This is a genomic window from Micrococcus sp. 2A (assembly GCF_039519235.1).
Classification (GTDB): domain Bacteria; phylum Actinomycetota; class Actinomycetes; order Actinomycetales; family Micrococcaceae; genus Micrococcus.
Map to the genome: position 1 here is coordinate 1235059 of NZ_CP154351.1, position 15960 is coordinate 1251018.

Consider the following 15960-nt stretch of genomic DNA (forward strand, 5'->3'; position numbering starts at 1 on the left):
CCTGGACCACGAGAGGAGCAACGAGACCATGGGTGAGACCGCCGCGGCCGAGACCGGCACCTCCGAGACCCGGCCGCGCCTGCTGGTGCTGGACGGCCATTCGATGGCGTTCCGCGCCTTCTACGCGCTGCCGGCCGAGAACTTCGCGACCGACACCGGTCAGCACACCAACGCGGTCTACGGCTTCACGGCGATGCTGCTGACGATGATCCGCCAGCAGGCGCCCACCCACGTGGCGGTCGCCTTCGACCTCTCCGGGCCCACGTTCCGCTCCGCCGAGTACGCGGAGTACAAGGCGGGCCGCTCGGAGACCCCCGCCGAGTTCGCGGGGCAGATCGAGCTGACCGTGAAGGTCATGGAGGCCCTCGGCATCCCCACCCTCACGGTGGAGGACTACGAGGCGGACGACATCGTGGCCACGCTCTCCGCCCGCGCCGAGGCCGCGGGGTGGGACGCCGTCGTCGTGTCCGGGGACCGGGACGCGTTCCAGCTCATCTCCGAGCACACCACGGTCCTGTACCCGAAGAAGGGCGTCTCTGACATCCCGCCGATGGACGCGGACGCCGTCATGGCCAAGTACGGCGTGAGCCCCGCCCAGTACCCGGACCTCGCCGCGCTCGTGGGGGAGTCCGCGGACAACCTGCCGGGCGTGCCCGGCGTCGGCCCCGGCTTCGCGGCCAAGTGGATCAACGCCTACGGCGGGCTCGAGGGCGTGCTGGAGAACGCGGACAGCATCACCGGCAAGAAGGGCGAGGCCCTGCGCGCCCACCTCGAGGACGTGCGGCGCAACCGCCGGCTCAACGCCCTCGTGCGGGACCTCGACCTGCCCGTCGACCTCGAGGCCATGGCGCTGACGATGCCGGACCACGACACCGTGTCCGAGCTCTTCGACGCCCTCCAGTTCAACCGCATCCGCGACCGCGTCTTCGAGGTGTTCTCCGAGCGCCTCGGCGCGGACGCCCCCGCCGCCGAGGTCGAGGAGGCCCCCGAGCACGTGGTCGCGACGACGGCCGCGGACCTGGGCGGGTTCCTCGCCGCCCACGCCGGCGCGCTGCTCGGGGTGCACGTCGTCGTGGACGGCCCGGACATGCTGCCGAAGCGCAAGGTGCCCGTGCCGGGCACCCACGGCACCCCCGTCGGGGTGGCGTTCGCCGCCGACGACGCCGCGCTCTACGTGGACCTCGACGCCGAGGGGCCGGACGCGGAGCTCATGGCGGCCGTGCGCGACGCGCTCGAGGACGCCGGCACCGCCAAGGCCGTGCACGACCTCAAGCGCACCGTGAAGGCGCTGGCCGCCCCGACCCGGCCGGCCGGCCTGGGGGAGGGAGCCGTGATCGGCGGGGTCGAGGACGACGTGCTCCTCTCGGCCTACCTGATCCAGCCCGACCGCCGGGACGTGGACCTGGCCTCGCTCGCCGAGGCGCACCTGCGCACTCCGCTCGCCGCGCCGGCCACGGGGCAACCCGCCTCCGCCCAGGGCGAGCTCGACCTCGACGGCGGAGCCGCCGCGGCCGAGCGCGCGCAGCGGGCCACAGACGCCGTCCGCGCCGCGTGGGTGGTCCGCCGCCTCTCCGCCGAGTTCACCCCCCAGGTGCTCGAACGCGGCGCCCAGCGGCTGCTCCAGGAGATGGAGATCCCGCTCGCGCGCCTGCTCGCGCGCATGGAGCTGGCCGGGATCGCCGTGGACCGCGACCACCTCGAGGCGCTGCGCGCCGACTTCGCCGAGCGCGCGGACGCCGCGAAGGAGTCCGCGTGGGCCTCGGTGGCGGAGGAGACCGGGGGCATGGAGGTCAACCTCGGCTCCCCGAAGCAGCTGCAGGAGGTCCTCTTCGAGCGCCTCAACATGCCGCGCACCCGCAAGACGAAGACCGGCTTCTCCACGGACGTGGACTCGCTGCAGGACCTGCTCGAGCAGACGCAGCACCCCTTCCTGGAGAACCTCATGGCGCACCGCGACGTCACGAAGCTCCGCCAGACCGTGGAGGGCCTGCTGGAGACCGTGGCGCCGGACGGGCGCATCCACACCACCTACTCGCAGACCGCCGCGGCCACGGGCCGCCTCTCCTCCCTGCACCCCAACCTGCAGAACATCCCTGTGCGCACCGAGGCCGGCCGACGCATCCGCGAGGCCTTCACGGCGGGCGAGGTGGACGGCACGGAGGCCGTGCTGCTCTCGGCGGACTACTCGCAGATCGAGATGCGCATCATGGCCCACCTCTCCGAGGACGCCGGCCTCATCGAGGCGTTCAACATGGGGGAGGACCTGCACAGCTTCGTCGGCTCGCAGGTGTTCGGCGTGGACCCGCACGAGGTGAGCGCGGAGCAGCGCTCCAAGGTCAAGGCGATGAGCTACGGGCTCGCGTACGGACTGAGCTCGTTCGGCCTGTCCAAGCAGCTGAAGATCTCGGTGGACGAGGCCCGCGGCCTGATGAAGGGCTACTTCGACCGCTTCGGCGGGGTGCGGGACTACCTGCGCGACGTCGTCGCCCAGGCCCGGCAGGACGGCTTCACCTCCACCATCGAGGGGCGGCGCCGCTACCTGCCGGACCTGAACTCGGACAACCGCCAGCTGCGGGACATGGCCGAGCGCGCCGCCCTCAACGCCCCGATCCAGGGCTCGGCGGCGGACATCATCAAGCGGGCCATGCTGGACGTGCAGGCCGGCCTCGAGGAGCAGCGCCTGCGCTCCCGCCTCCTGCTCCAGGTCCACGACGAGCTCATCCTCGAGGTCCCGCGCGACGAGCTCGCGGCCGCCACGGCCCTGCTCAAGGAGCGCATGGGGCGGGCCGCGGACCTCTCCGTGCCGCTGGACGTCCACGTCGGCGAAGGAAGGACCTGGCATGCCGCAGCCCACTGACACCACCGCCCCTCGAGAGTCCTCCGGCCCCACGGCGCCGCCCGATCCGGCCGGCGCGCTGGCCGAGCACGGGCTCGAGCTGCGCCCGGTGCCCTCCCCGTGGGAGGCCGGGCTGGCGGACCCCGAGGCGCCGTTCGACCTTGCGCGCCGCTGGGACGACGCCCCCGCCGTCCGCCGGCACACGGCCGTCCTGCAGCGCACCTTCCACGAGGTCGGCGACCCGGAGCTGCGCCTGGCCGACCGCTTCATCGGCGTCGAGCAGGGCGACCGCCGCCGGCTGGTGGGCGTCTACCCTGTGGGCGCCGACCCGGACGCCGTCGACCCGGTGGGCACTCTCGTGGACTTCACGAAGGACCTGAATGTGGGCGCCGGGCGCCTCCTGCCGGCCTGGTGCATCTCCGAGGTGACCGTCTCGCCCACGCACAGGCGCCGCGGGATCCTGCGCGCCATGATGTCGGACTCGCTGCGCCGTGCCCGTGAGGCGGGCGTGCCGATCGCCGCGCTCACCGCCACCGAGGCCACCATCTACCGCCGCTTCGGCTTCGGCGTCTCCACGTACTACCGCTCCGTGTGGCTCGACGTCACCCGGGGGATCCAGCTGCGCGGCGGCCGCCCCGAGGGCGGCTTCCGGTTCATCGAGCCCACCACGTCGGGCGAGCTGATCGAGGGCCTGTGGCGTCGGGCCTTCGAGGGACAGCTCGGCTCGGTCGAGCGCATCCGCTTCCACGCGGCCAAGGAGACGGACCGGGACCCGCGCGTGGACGAGGGCCGGCCGCAGGGGCTGCGCGGCGTCGTGTTCTCCGGCCCCGACGGCACGGACCGCGGCGTGGCCGTCTACCGGGTGACGGGGGAGACCTCCGAGCTCGTGGCGGACGAGCCCGTGACCGCCACCGTGGTGGCCCTGTGGGCCGCCGACGCCGAGGCCTACCGGGCCCTGCTGGAGTTCCTCGGCAACCTCGACCTCGTGGTGCGGCTGCGCCTGCCCTCGGTCCCCAACGACCGCATGCTCGAGTTCCTCGTGCGCGACGAGTCCCGGATCTACACCCGCGGCGTCCACCACCACCTGTGGCACCGGATCCTGGACGTCGCCGCGTGCTTCGAGGCCCGTCCCTACCTCCACGACGGCGCCGTGACCGTGACGGTCGAGGACGACCTCGGCCACGCGGCCGGCACGTGGGAGATCTCGGCGGCGGACGGCCGGGGGCGCGTCCGCCCGGCGGACGAGGACCAGGCCGAGCTGACCCTCGACGTGGCGGAGCTGGGCTCCGTGCTCCTGGGCGGGGTGCAGGCCGAGGTCATGCGCGAGGCGGGCATCCTGCGCGAGCACCGCCCCGGCGCGGCCACGGACCTGGACACGCTCCTGCGCCAGCCCCGCCTGCCCTTCGCCCTGACCGGCTTCTGACGCGTCCCGACCCAGGACGACCCATGCCCCCGCACCACGCCCACGACGACAGCCTCGCCGCGCACGGCCTGCAGCTGGTGGTGGCCCCGGGACGCGCCGGCGACCCTGCGTTCGAGCGGCACACCCTGGCCGTCGAGCGGGGGTTCTACGAGGAGCCGCCCGCGGGCGAGGCGCTCGCGCAGCTGCTCGAGGCGGGGGAGGCGGACGGCCGGCGCATGGTCGACGCGTACGCCGCCGGAGACGACCCGGCCGCGTCCCGCCCCGTCGCCACGTTCGAGGACTTCCCGTCCGAGCTGACCGTCTCGCCCGGCGTCACCGTCCCCGCCTGGCTCATCAGCGCCGTGACCGTGGACCCGGGGTTCCGCCGCCGGGGGATCCTCCGGGCGCTCATGGGCCGCAGCCTCGCGGACGCGGCGGCGGCCGGGATGCCCGTCGCGGCCCTCACCGCCTCCGAGGCCGCGATCTACGGACGCTTCGGGTTCGGCGCCGCGACCCGCTGGCGCCGCACGCACCTCGACGTCCGCGGCGAGGTGCGGCAGCGCGGCGACGCGCCGGCGGGACGGGTCACGCGGGAGGAACCGCGCGAGATCGGCCCCCTCGCCGACGAGCTCTACCAGAGGGCCCGCCGCGCGACCCCCGGCGCCACTCAGCGACCGGCCATGACCGCGATCCGCTGGGAGGACCGCAGCCGGTTCAAGAACGACGGCAAGGGCACCGGCCTCTACGCCGCCGTGCATCGGGACGCGGCGGGGCGGGCGCAGGGGATCGCGCTGTACCGTTTCAAGGGCTGGGACGTCGAGCCCCCCACGGTGACGATGGAGCTCTTCATCGCCCTCACCCCTGAGGCCCGCCGCGGCCTGCTCGCGCACCTCACGAGCCTCGACCTCGTCGAGCGGGTCGAGTGGGAGCGGGCCCCCGAGGCCGGATGGGTCGAGGCCCTCCTCGAGGACGAGCGCCGCATGCGCACCCAGCGCGACGGCGACGACCTCTACCTGCGGATCCTCGACGTGCCCGCCGCCCTCGGCGCCCGTGACGACCTGGGCGAGGGCGAGGTCGTCCTGACGGTGGCGGACCCGCTCGGCCACGCCGACGGAACGTGGCGGCTCGCGGTGCAGGAGGGCGCCGCGAGCGTGGCCGCGGCCGAGCCGGCGGAGGCCGATCTCGTGCTCGACGTGGCCGACCTGTCCGCGGTGTGGCTGGGCGGGCACGGGGCGGCGGGCGGGGCCGCGGCCCGCGTGGCGAGCGGCCTGGTGGAGGAGCGGGTGCCCGGCGCGGCGGACCGCCTGGACGCGATCCTGCGGCCCACGGCGCCCGTGCGGTCCCTGGTGGGTTTCTGATAGCCTGGAAGGGCACTTTCGTGCGCTCTTGAATCTGACCATCACAACCCATGCCGGGTGACGGACACGCGCGTGCCCGGGCCGCCTCGGCATGAACCCCAATCCCATCGGAGTCCCTCCTACATGACCACCACTTCCAACGCCCCCCAGGTTGCCGTCAACGACATCGGCACCGCCGAGGAGCTGCTCGCCGCGATCGACGCGACCATCAAGTACTTCAACGATGGCGACCTCGTCGAGGGCACCGTCGTCAAGGTGGACCGCGACGAGGTCCTGCTCGACATCGGGTACAAGACCGAGGGCGTCATCCCCTCCCGCGAGCTGTCCATCAAGCACGACGTGGACCCGGATGAGGTCGTGGCCGTGGGCGACTCCGTCGAGGCCCTCGTCCTCACCAAGGAGGACAAGGAAGGCCGCCTGATCCTCTCCAAGAAGCGCGCGCAGTACGAGCGCGCCTGGGGCGACATCGAGAAGATCAAGGAGGAGGACGGCGTCGTCGAGGGCACCGTCATCGAGGTCGTCAAGGGCGGCCTCATCATCGACATCGGCCTCCGCGGCTTCCTCCCCGCCTCGCTGGTGGAGATGCGCCGCGTGCGCGACCTGGCCCCCTACATCGGCCAGAAGCTCGAGGCGAAGATCATCGAGCTGGACAAGAACCGCAACAACGTGGTGCTCTCCCGCCGTGCCTGGCTCGAGCAGACCCAGTCCGAGGTCCGCTCCAACTTCCTCCACAAGCTGGAGAAGGGCCAGGTCCGTCAGGGCGTCGTGTCCTCGATCGTCAACTTCGGCGCGTTCGTCGACCTGGGCGGCGTGGACGGCCTCGTGCACGTCTCCGAGCTCTCCTGGAAGCACATCGACCACCCGTCCGAGGTCGTCGAGGTCGGCAAGGAGGTCACCGTCGAGGTCCTCGAGGTCGACATGGACCGCGAGCGTGTCTCCCTGTCGCTGAAGGCGACCCAGGAGGATCCGTGGCAGCTCTTCGCCCGGACCCACGCCCTGGGCCAGGTCGTGCCCGGCAAGGTCACCAAGCTCGTCCCCTTCGGCGCGTTCGTGCGCGTCGAGGACGGCATCGAGGGCCTCGTGCACATCTCCGAGCTGGCCTCGCGCCACATCGACACCGCCGAGCAGGTCGTGTCGGTCAACGACGAGCTGTTCGTCAAGGTCATCGACATCGACCTCGAGCGTCGCCGCATCTCCCTCTCCCTCAAGCAGGCCAACGAGGGCGTGGACCCGGACGGCACCGAGTTCGACCCCGCGCTCTACGGCATGGCCGCCGAGTACGACGAGGAGGGGAACTACAAGTACCCCGAGGGCTTCGACGTCGAGACCAACGAGTGGATGGAGGGCTTCGAGTCCGAGCGCGCGGCGTGGGAGCAGCAGTACGCCGACGCCCAGACCCGCTGGGAGGCCCACAAGGAGCAGGTGCGTCGCTCCGTCGAGGAGGAGGCCCAGGCGGGCACCGAGTCCTCCTCCGCCGGCGCCGGCGCCTCCACGTACTCCTCCGAGGCCCCGGCCTCCGACGGCGGCACCCTCGCCTCCGACGAGGCCCTCGCCGCCCTGCGCGAGAAGCTGACCGGCAACTGATCCGGTGCGGTGAGCCGGTGACGGCCGCCGCCCGGGCGGACGCCCACCACGGACGAGCGCCCCGTCCCTCCATCACGGAGGGGCGGGGCGCTTCGTCGTGTCCGGGGTCAGCCGCGCCGCGTGGAGGCCGTCACCGTGAACGTGCGGTTCCGCGCGACCTGCCGGGTGGGCCCGACGACGGACTGCAGGATCCCGCGGTGGTGCAGGTGCGAGTTCCACACGCACCACAGCTCCCCCTCCGGAGCCAGGACGCGCGCGGCGGCCTCGAAGAGGCGGTGTGCGACCGTGGGGTCCACCGCGTTGCCGTCGTGGAACGGGGGGTTCAGCAGGATCCGCTCCTCGGAGGCGTCCGCCCACGAGGCGAGCGCGTCGTCCCGGACGGCCTCGATCCGCTCGGCCAGGCCGTTGGCCTCGGCCGTCGCCCGCGTCGAGGCGACCGCGACGGCGGACTGGTCCGTCGCGGTGATCCGGGCGTGGGGCCACAGGCGGGCCGCGCCGACCGCGATCAGGCCGTTGCCGCAGCCCAGGTCCACGGCGCGGGCCGGGGGGCGCGGGTCCTCCGCCAGCGCCTCGAGGAGCAGGCGGGAGCCGGGGTCGGCGTGCGCCCCGCCGAACGTGCCGGCCTCGGCCACGAGGCGCACGGGGCCGATCCCCGGCAGGGCCGCCGTGGTCTCGTCATGGGGCCGGGGCGCCACGCCCGCGCGGGGCGCGCGGGCCGTGAGCACGCGCGCCTTGCGGCGGCCCCGGTTCGCGACGACGTCCTGGAAGGACGCCGCCAGCACGGCGTTCATCCGCGGGCTCATGTGCTTGTCCCGGCCCCCGGCCAGCACGACGACGGAGGGGTCCGCGCCGCGCGCCAGGATCCGGGCGATCCGGTCCAGCTCGTCGAGGGAGCGGGGCAGGGGGAGCAGCACGGTCCGGGCGCCGCGGACGAGCCGATCGTCGAGCTCCGCGTGCGTCAGGGACCCGGCGGAGTCCCGCAGCAGGCCCTCCGCGCGCCAGCGCTCCAGGTTCGCCCGCACCGAGCGCTCGGCGGACGCGTCGTCCTGGGCCAGGCGGACGTCGTGCCCGGCCGCGAGCAGGGGGAGGGTGAGGGCGCCGTGCCGGTCCTCGAGGACCACCACGGGGCCGGCCGCGTGGCCGCACGCCAGCCATCCGGCGAGGGTGTCGAGGAGCAGCACGTCCGCGGCGTCGTGGGCGGCGCGCCCCGCCTCGGCGGGCAGCGGCCAGCGCGTGAGGGACTCCCACGGCACACCGCGGGTCAGGTCGTCCGGGAGCCCGCCCAGCACCACGTCGGGGGTCACCCCCGCCGGGACACGGCCGCGGTCATCGTGCGAGGTCGTCGTCATGGTCCACCCAGTCCTCTCCGACGCGCTCCACGCGTCCGCTGCCCGCGGTGATCCCCGCGAGGCTCTGCTCGAGATCCGCCCACGCGGCGGGGGAGTCCGCCACCGCGACGTGCAGCCACGCGGCGTCGGCGGCGTAGTCGGTCGCCGTGACGTGCACCCCGGCGGCACGCAGGTCGTTCTCCCAGCGCCCCGCGTCGGCATGGGGCGCGGCGATCGTTCCGAGCGCCATGCGCTCCCGGGAGAGCAGCGGCGCCGTGGCCAGGGCGGCGGAGACGGCGTCCGAGTATGCGCGCACCAGGCCGCCCGCCCCGAGCTTCACGCCCCCGAACCAGCGCGCGACGACGGCGCAGACGTCCGTGAGGTCGGCGTGGCCGGGGCGGGTCTCCCGCTGCACGAGGGCCTCCAGCATGGGGGTGCCCGCGGTGCCGGCCGGCTCGCCGTCGTCGGAGGAGCGCATGCGCTCCCGGCGCGGGCCCAGGACGAAGGCGCTGCACACGTGCCGCGCGTCGTGGTGGCGGCGCCGCAGCTCGGCGACCATCTCGCGGGCCTCGTCCTCGTCGGCGACGCGTCCCAGGTAGGCGCGGAAGCGGCTGCGCCGCACCTCCTGCTCGAGGCGGACCCAGCCCTCGGGGCGCCGTGCGCCGGCGGGGAGCACGGTGCACCGCGCGGCGTCGGCGGGCCCGGGCAGGCCCGGGGCGGGGTCGACAGACATGGGCACCAGCGTAGGCGCTCGGCATGCGCCGACCGCGGGCTCACGCTAGCCTGGTGACCCGTGCCACCCGGCACCGGCCCACCGGTGAGCGCACGAACCGCCGCCGCGGGCTGGACCCGACCCCGTCTGCGAGACCCATGACCTCCCCGCTCACGCGCCTGCACGACGCCCTCCGGCTCCGCACCAGCCCGGCGATCTTCTTCGGCTCCCTCGGCCTCATCGTCCTCTTCACCGCGGCCATGGGGCTCTTTCCGGGCCCGGTGCAGCGCACCTTCGGCATCGTCGCCACGTGGCTGCGCTACGACGCCGGCTGGATCTACACCCTGAGCCTCACCGTTCTCGTCGTCTTCATGCTCGGCCTGGCCTTCAGCCGCTATGGCCGGGTCAAGCTCGGCGACGACGACGCGGTCCCCGAGTACTCCGGCCTCGTCTGGTTCGCCATGATGTTCGCCGCCGGCGTCGGCGCCGTGCTCATGTTCTGGGGGATCGCGGAGCCGATCAACCACTACGCGAACCCGCCGCTGGCCGGCACCGAGCCCTTCTCCGACCAGGCGGCGTCGGAGGCGATGAGCATCGCCAACTTCCACTTCGGCATCCACATGTGGGCGATCCTGCTGGTGCCGGGGCTGTGCTTCGGCTACTTCACGTACAAGCGCAAGCTGCCCCCGCGCGTGTCGTCGGCGTTCCAGCCGCTGCTGGGCGACGGCATCCACGGCCCCGTCGGCAAGGCCATCGACATCATCGCGGTGGTCTCCACGGTCTTCGGCCTCGGCGTGTCCGTGGGCCTGGGTGCCATGCAGCTGAACTCCGGCATGAACGAGGTGCTGGGCACGCCCGTCGCCCCCTGGGTCCAGGCCCTGATCCTCGCCGTGATCACCGCGGTGGGCGTCGCCTCCGTCCTCGCGGGCATGGACAAGGGCGTCAAGCGCCTCTCCTACGCCAACATCATCCTCGCGATCGCCCTCCTGGTGTACGTCCTCATGTGGGCGGGCTCGAGCATGGACGTCATCCGCGGGACGGTGCAGGCCGTCGGCGAGTACGTCACCGCACTGCCCCTGCTCTCCACCTACAACGACACCTACAACTCGGGCGCCTGGTCCGGCGACTGGACGGTCTTCTACTGGGCCTGGACCGTGACGTGGGCCCCGTTCGTCGGCATGTTCTTCGCGCGCATCTCCCGCGGCCGCACCATCCGCCAGTTCGTCGCCGCCGGACTCGGCCTGCCGACGGCGTTCGTGATCATCTGGATGGGTGTCTACGGCCATTCGGCGTTCCAGTCGGACCGGGCCACGGCCCCGTCTCCGGGGACGGGCGGAGACCTGACCCGGACCATCGTGGAGGAGGGCAACGTGCAGGCCGCGCTGTTCCAGCACCTGCAGGGCACCCCCCTCTCCCTCGGCGCCGCCGTCGTCGCGCTCGTGGTCATCTCGCTGTTCTTCATCACCTCGATCGACTCCGGCGCCCTGGTCATGGATGCCATGGTCAACGGCCACGAGGACCCTGCCCCGCGCATCCAGGGCGTCGTCTGGGCCGTGTCGATCGGCGCCGTGTGCGCCGCGATCATCCTCACGGCGGGGGAGGACGGCCTGGCCGCCCTCCAGGAGGTCATCATCGTCATCGGCCTGCCGATCCTCATGATCACCGTCGTCCAGGTGGTGCTCCTCGTTCAGGCGCTCCGTGAGGACGCCGGCACCGTCCGTCCGATGCGCACCCGCCAGTGGAAGAAGGTGCTCCCCGCCGAGGAGTACCGCCGCCGCGCCGCGGAGGACGGCGCCGACGTGTCCGACTACGTCGTGCGCCCCGAGTTCGAGGTGGGCACGGAGCCGGAGTACGACACCCACACGCCGAAGACGTGGCACCAGCAGCGTGCGGCCGCCGAACACGCCCTCCTGACGGTCGGCCTGACCGGCGGCGTCGCGGCCGGCCGGACCGCGGTGGGGGAGGAGCTCGAGCGGCTCGGTGCCGTCGTCGTCGAGTTCGACGACCTCATGGGCGAGGTCCTCGTGCCCGGCAGTGCCGTGCTCGACGAGCTGCGCGAGGTGTTCGGAGAGGAGATCGTGCACGCGGACGGCTCCCTCGACGTGCGCGCCCTCAACCGCCTGACCACGGAGAGCACGACGGCGCGCCGCCGCATGTACGAGATCGTCGCGCCGGCCGTGCGGACCGAAGCCGACGCCCGGGCCAGGGCCGTCGGGGAGGACGCCGTGCTGGTGATGGACCTCGCGCTCCTGACCGAGACCGGCTCCGCCCGCGAGTTCGACCAGGTGCTCGCGGTCTCCGCCCCGGCCGAGCTGCGCGTCGCCCGCCTCATGGACTCCCACGCGATGAGCCGCGAGCGGGCCTGGGCGTTCATCGACGAGGAGGCGGCGGACGAGGAGCGCGCCGAGGTCGCGGACACGGTGCTCGAGAACGCCGGCACCCTCGAGGAGCTCCGCGACGAGGTCCGGGCATACTGGGACGCGAGGATCCAGCCCGTCGTCGACGCCGCCGGCGCCTCCCACCCTGCCCGCTGAGTCCTCCAGGAGAGTCGATGTCCGAGCCCCCCGCCCCCGTCGCCCACCGTCCCCGCGTCCACGTGGGGCTCACCGGGGGCATCGCGGCCGGCAAGTCGGCCGTGGCCCGGGTGCTCGAGGAGCGCGGCGCCCTGCTGGTGGACTCGGACGCACTGGCCCGCGCCGTCCTCGAGAAGGGGACGGAGGGCCTCGCCGCCGTCCAGGACGCGTTCGGGGACCGGGTGATCACCGCCGACGGGGAGCTCGACCGGGTCGCGCTGGCCCGCATCGTGTTCGGCGACGCGGGCCAGCGGGAGCGGCTCAACCGAATCGTGCACCCCCGGGTGCGGGAGATGGCCCGCGGGATCGTGGCCGAGGCGGGCCCGGACGCCGTCGTGGTCCAGGACGTGCCGCTGCTCGTGGAGACCGGCCAGGCGGACGCCTTCGACCTCGTCGTCGTCGTGGAGGCCCCGCTCGAGGAGCGGATCCGGCGCATGACGCAGGACCGGGGGATGAGCCGGGAGGACGCCGAGGCGCGCATCGCCGCGCAGGCGAGCGACGCGCAGCGCCGCGCGGCCGCCGACGTCGTGATCGTCAACGACGCCGACCTCACGCGCCTGGCCTCCGCCGCGAACCAGGTGTGGGACCGGTTCCTCGCTGCGCCCGCTGCGCCGTGACGCGCTGACGCGTCGGCGGCGCGCGTAGGGTTCTGCCCATGAGCCTGGCCAAGCAGATCAACCGCGTCGTCGCGCCGTTCGAGGTCGTCTCCCCGTTCGAGCCCTCAGGCGACCAGCCCGCCGCCATCGCGGAGCTCGCCGAGCGCGTCCAGGCGGGGGAGAAGGACGTCGTCCTCCTGGGCGCCACCGGCACCGGCAAGTCGGCCACGTCCGCGTGGCTGATCGAGAGGCTGCAGCGGCCCACCCTCGTGATGGTGCAGAACAAGACGCTCGCGGCACAGCTGGCCAACGAGTTCCGTGAGCTGCTGCCGAACAACGCGGTCGAGTACTTCGTCTCCTACTACGACTACTACCAGCCCGAGGCCTACGTCCCGCAGTCGGACACCTTCATCGAGAAGGACTCCTCCGTCAACGAGGAGGTGGAGCGGCTGCGCCACTCCGCCACCAACGCCCTCCTCACACGCCGGGACGTCGTGGTGGTGGCCACCGTCTCCTGCATCTACGGCCTCGGCACGCCCGAGGAGTACATCGAGCAGATGGTCACCCTGCGCCGCGGCGGGGAGATGGACCGGGACGCCCTGCTGCGCCAGTTCGTGCAGATGCAGTACGTGCGCAACGACATGGACTTCCACCGCGGCACGTTCCGGGTGCGCGGGGACACGGTGGAGATCATCCCCATGTACGAGGAGCTCGCGGTGCGCATCGAGTTCTTCGGGGACGAGATCGAGTCCATCCAGACCCTCCACCCCCTCACCGGCCAGGTCGTGCGGGAGGAGACGGAGATGTACATCTTCCCGGCCTCCCACTACGTGGCCGGGGACACGCGCATGGGCAAGGCGATCACGTCGATCGAGGACGAGCTGCGCGAGCGTCTCCAGGAGCTGGAGTCCCAGGACAAGCTGCTCGAGGCCCAGCGCCTGCGGATGCGCACCACGTACGACCTCGAGATGATGCAGCAGATGGGCTACTGCAACGGGATCGAGAACTACTCCCGGCACATCGACGGGCGGCCCGCCGGCTCGGCCCCCCACTGCCTGCTGGACTACTTCCCGGACGACTTCCTGCTCGTGGTGGACGAGTCCCACGTGACCATCCCGCAGATCGGCGCGATGTACGAGGGGGACATGTCCCGCAAGCGCACGCTCGTGGAGCACGGCTTCCGCCTGCCCTCGGCCATGGACAACCGGCCGCTGAAGTGGGACGAGTTCCTCGAGCGGATCGGGCAGACCGTCTACATGTCCGCCACGCCCGGCACCTACGAGCTCTCCCAGGCGGACGGCTGCGTGGAGCAGATCATCCGCCCCACCGGGCTCGTGGACCCGAAGATCGTGGTCAAGCCGACGCAGGGCCAGATCGACGACCTGCTCGAGCAGATCCGCTTCCGCGTCGAGAAGGACGAGCGCGTCCTCGTGACCACGCTGACCAAGCGCATGGCCGAGGACCTCACCGACTACCTGCTCGAGGCGGGTGTGAAGGTCGAGTACCTCCACTCGGACGTGGACACCCTGCGCCGCGTGGAGCTGCTGCGCGAGCTGCGCCAGGGCGTGTTCGACGTCCTCGTGGGCATCAACCTGCTGCGCGAGGGCCTGGACCTGCCCGAGGTCTCGCTCGTGGCCATCCTGGACGCGGACAAGGAGGGCTTCCTGCGCTCCTCCACCTCGCTCATCCAGACCATCGGCCGCGCGGCCCGCAACGTCTCCGGCGAGGTGCACATGTACGCCGACCGCGTCACGGACTCCATGCGGCAGGCCATCGAGGAGACCGACCGCCGGCGCGCCGTGCAGGTGGCGTACAACGAGGAGCACGGGATCGACCCGCAGCCGCTGCGCAAGAGGATCGCGGACATCACCGACCAGCTGGCCCGCGAGGACGCGGACACCGCCGATTTCCTCAAGGGCATGGGGGGCGTGAAGTCCGGCTTCGACTACGGCATGGGCCACCGCGGGCTCTCCTCCGTCCGCGAGGGCGCGGAGCGGGCGGGCACGGGCTCCGACGGCGACGCGCCCGCCGTCGGAGCCGGGTCCATCCCCGCCAAGGACCTCCAGGACCTCATCGAACAGATGTCCGCCCAGATGCACCAGGCCGCCACCGAGCTGCAGTTCGAGCTCGCGGCGCGCCTGCGCGACGAGGTCGCGGAGCTGAAGAAGGAGCTGCGCCAGATGGAGCGCGAACGGTGACCCCCGCCGGGCTCCTCGACACCACCCCCCGCCGCGCCGCCCGACGCCGCACCGTCCGCACCCTCGCCGCCAGCCAGGTCTTCTCCGGCCTCGGCAACGGCTCCGCGCTCGCGGTCGGCTCGGTCATGGCCGTCGAGCTCAGCGGCCACGCCGGCTGGGGCGGGACCACCACCATGGCCATGTCCCTCGCCGGGGCGCTGAGCGCGCTGCCCCTGGCCCGCCTGGCCCTCGCCCACGGCCGGCGCACGGCCCTCACCGCCGCCTACGGTCTCGCCGCCCTCGGCACCGTCGGCATGGTCCTCGCCCCCGTGCTCGGCAGCTACCCGCTGCTCCTCGCCGCCGCGCTCCTCGTGGGCCTCGGCGCCGCCGGCAACCTCCAGGCCCGCTTCGCCGCCACGGACCTCGCCGACGACGCGACCCGCGCCCGCGACCTGGGCCTCGTCGTCTGGTCCATCACCCTCGGCGCCGTCGCCGGCCCCAACCTCATCGGCCCCGGTGCCGCCCTGGCGCGACCGCTGGGGCTGCCGGACACGTCCGGCCCGTTCCTGCTGTCCCTGGCGGGCATGCTGCTCGCCGTCGCCGTCCTCCAGGTCGGCCTCCGCCCCGACCCCCTCACCACGGCCCTGCGCCTCGGGGGCGGACCCCCCGCCCCCCGCCCCCGGCTCGCGGACGGTCTCGCCGTCCTGCGCCGGGAGCGGGCGGTCGCGCTCGCCGTGACGGCTGTGGTGACCGCGCACGCGGTGATGGTGGCCGTCATGTCCATGACGCCCGTGCACCTGGCCCGCCTGGCCCAGGACGCGGCGGCCCAGGACGCGGCGGCCCAGGACGCGGCCTCCGGTGCGGCGCACGCCGCGCACGACCATGCCGCGCACCTGGACACCGCTCCGGACACCTTCGTGGTGATCGGGCTCGTCATCTCCCTGCACATCGCGGGCATGTACGCGCTCTCCCCGGTGATGGGCCACCTGGCGGACCGGTGGGGACGCGTGCGTCTCACCGCGGTCGGGCTGGGGACGCTGGCGGCCGCGTGCCTCCTCGCGGGGGCGGGTCGGGCCTCGGTGCCCGTGGTCACCGTGGGCCTGATCCTGTTGGGCCTCGGCTGGTCGGCGGCCACCGTGGCCGGTTCGGCCCGGGTGTCGGAACTGGTCACGGGGACGGACCGGGTGCTGGTGCAGGGCGTCACCGACGCCGGCATGGGACTGGCCGGAGCCGCGGGCGCCGGGCTGGCCGGCGTCGTGCTGGGCGTGGCCGGCTACGGCGGCCTGGCGGTGCTGTCTGCGATGCTGGCCCTCGTCGTGGCCGCTGCCGCGCTGCGGGGGGCATCGCCCGGACCGACGCGTGTCAGGAATGCTGATATTCGCTGATTATCAGCA

10 protein-coding genes are annotated in these 15960 nt (G+C 73.3%); 8 read left to right on the forward strand and 2 right to left on the reverse strand.

All coding sequences use genetic code 11. The features are described from left to right. The first annotated feature begins 28 nt into the window (after positions 1-28). From polA to rpsA, 4 genes are all read left to right on the forward strand, one after another. Positions 29-2857 (forward strand): DNA polymerase I, encoded by a 2829-nt coding sequence (gene polA, locus AAG742_RS05790; RefSeq protein WP_248116959.1) that lies wholly within the window; start codon positions 29-31, stop codon positions 2855-2857. Next, complete coding sequence (locus AAG742_RS05795) at positions 2841-4259, forward strand: GNAT family N-acetyltransferase (protein ID WP_298710294.1); 1419 nt, start codon at positions 2841-2843, stop codon at positions 4257-4259. The genes polA and AAG742_RS05795 overlap by 17 nt, the downstream gene beginning before the upstream one ends. A 23-nt stretch (positions 4260-4282) precedes the next feature. Next, positions 4283-5596: a GNAT family N-acetyltransferase gene (locus tag AAG742_RS05800; protein ID WP_298710291.1), complete on the forward strand. Its 1314-nt coding sequence runs from the start codon at positions 4283-4285 to the stop codon at positions 5594-5596. A gap of 123 nt (positions 5597-5719) precedes the next feature. Next, on the forward strand, positions 5720-7180 hold the full coding sequence (gene rpsA / locus AAG742_RS05805; RefSeq protein ID WP_248116965.1) for a 30S ribosomal protein S1: 1461 nt from the start codon (positions 5720-5722) through the stop codon (positions 7178-7180). Between the two features lie 107 nt (positions 7181-7287). On the opposite strand, the gene AAG742_RS05810 is transcribed toward rpsA, so the two are convergent. Together AAG742_RS05810 and AAG742_RS05815 are read right to left on the reverse strand one after the other, a co-directional pair. Beyond that, positions 7288-8529, reverse strand: coding sequence for a class I SAM-dependent methyltransferase (locus tag AAG742_RS05810; protein ID WP_298710289.1), 1242 nt, complete (start codon positions 8527-8529; stop codon positions 7288-7290). Further along, complete coding sequence (locus AAG742_RS05815; RefSeq protein ID WP_298710287.1) at positions 8507-9241, reverse strand: YigZ family protein; 735 nt, start codon at positions 9239-9241, stop codon at positions 8507-8509. The genes AAG742_RS05810 and AAG742_RS05815 overlap by 23 nt, the downstream gene beginning before the upstream one ends. Positions 9242-9378: 137 nt before the next feature. On the opposite strand from AAG742_RS05815, the gene coaE (AAG742_RS05820) reads away from it, so the two are divergent. The 4 genes from coaE (AAG742_RS05820) to AAG742_RS05835 are packed head-to-tail and all read left to right on the forward strand — an operon-like array spanning position 9379 to position 15951. Then, the gene (coaE, locus tag AAG742_RS05820; RefSeq protein WP_298710428.1) at positions 9379-11754 is read left to right on the forward strand and encodes a dephospho-CoA kinase; all 2376 of its coding nucleotides are present in this window, start codon (positions 9379-9381) and stop codon (positions 11752-11754) included. A gap of 17 nt (positions 11755-11771) precedes the next feature. Next, positions 11772-12410 carry a dephospho-CoA kinase gene (gene coaE / locus AAG742_RS05825; protein ID WP_298710285.1) on the forward strand — a complete coding sequence of 213 codons (639 nt, stop codon included), beginning with the start codon at positions 11772-11774 and terminating at the stop codon, positions 12408-12410. A gap of 38 nt (positions 12411-12448) precedes the next feature. Further along, positions 12449-14587: an excinuclease ABC subunit UvrB gene (gene uvrB / locus AAG742_RS05830; RefSeq protein WP_298710283.1), complete on the forward strand. Its 2139-nt coding sequence runs from the start codon at positions 12449-12451 to the stop codon at positions 14585-14587. Further along, positions 14584-15951: an MFS transporter gene (locus AAG742_RS05835; protein ID WP_298710281.1), complete on the forward strand. Its 1368-nt coding sequence runs from the start codon at positions 14584-14586 to the stop codon at positions 15949-15951. The genes uvrB and AAG742_RS05835 overlap by 4 nt, the downstream gene beginning before the upstream one ends. Positions 15952-15960: the final 9 nt, after the last annotated feature.

Excerpts from the sequence above, each read along its gene's own strand:
- polA (WP_248116959.1), top strand. The coding sequence starts at position 29 with ATGGGTGAGACCGCCGCGGCCGAGACCGGCACCTCCGAGACCCGGCCG.
- AAG742_RS05795 (WP_298710294.1), top strand. The coding sequence starts at position 2,841 with ATGCCGCAGCCCACTGACACCACCGCCCCTCGAGAGTCCTCCGGCCCC.
- AAG742_RS05800 (WP_298710291.1), top strand. The coding sequence starts at position 4,283 with ATGCCCCCGCACCACGCCCACGACGACAGCCTCGCCGCGCACGGCCTG.
- rpsA (WP_248116965.1), top strand. The coding sequence starts at position 5,720 with ATGACCACCACTTCCAACGCCCCCCAGGTTGCCGTCAACGACATCGGC.
- AAG742_RS05810 (WP_298710289.1), bottom strand. The coding sequence starts at position 8,529 with ATGACGACGACCTCGCACGATGACCGCGGCCGTGTCCCGGCGGGGGTG.
- AAG742_RS05815 (WP_298710287.1), bottom strand. The coding sequence starts at position 9,241 with ATGTCTGTCGACCCCGCCCCGGGCCTGCCCGGGCCCGCCGACGCCGCG.
- coaE (WP_298710428.1), top strand. The coding sequence starts at position 9,379 with ATGACCTCCCCGCTCACGCGCCTGCACGACGCCCTCCGGCTCCGCACC.
- coaE (WP_298710285.1), top strand. The coding sequence starts at position 11,772 with ATGTCCGAGCCCCCCGCCCCCGTCGCCCACCGTCCCCGCGTCCACGTG.
- uvrB (WP_298710283.1), top strand. The coding sequence starts at position 12,449 with ATGAGCCTGGCCAAGCAGATCAACCGCGTCGTCGCGCCGTTCGAGGTC.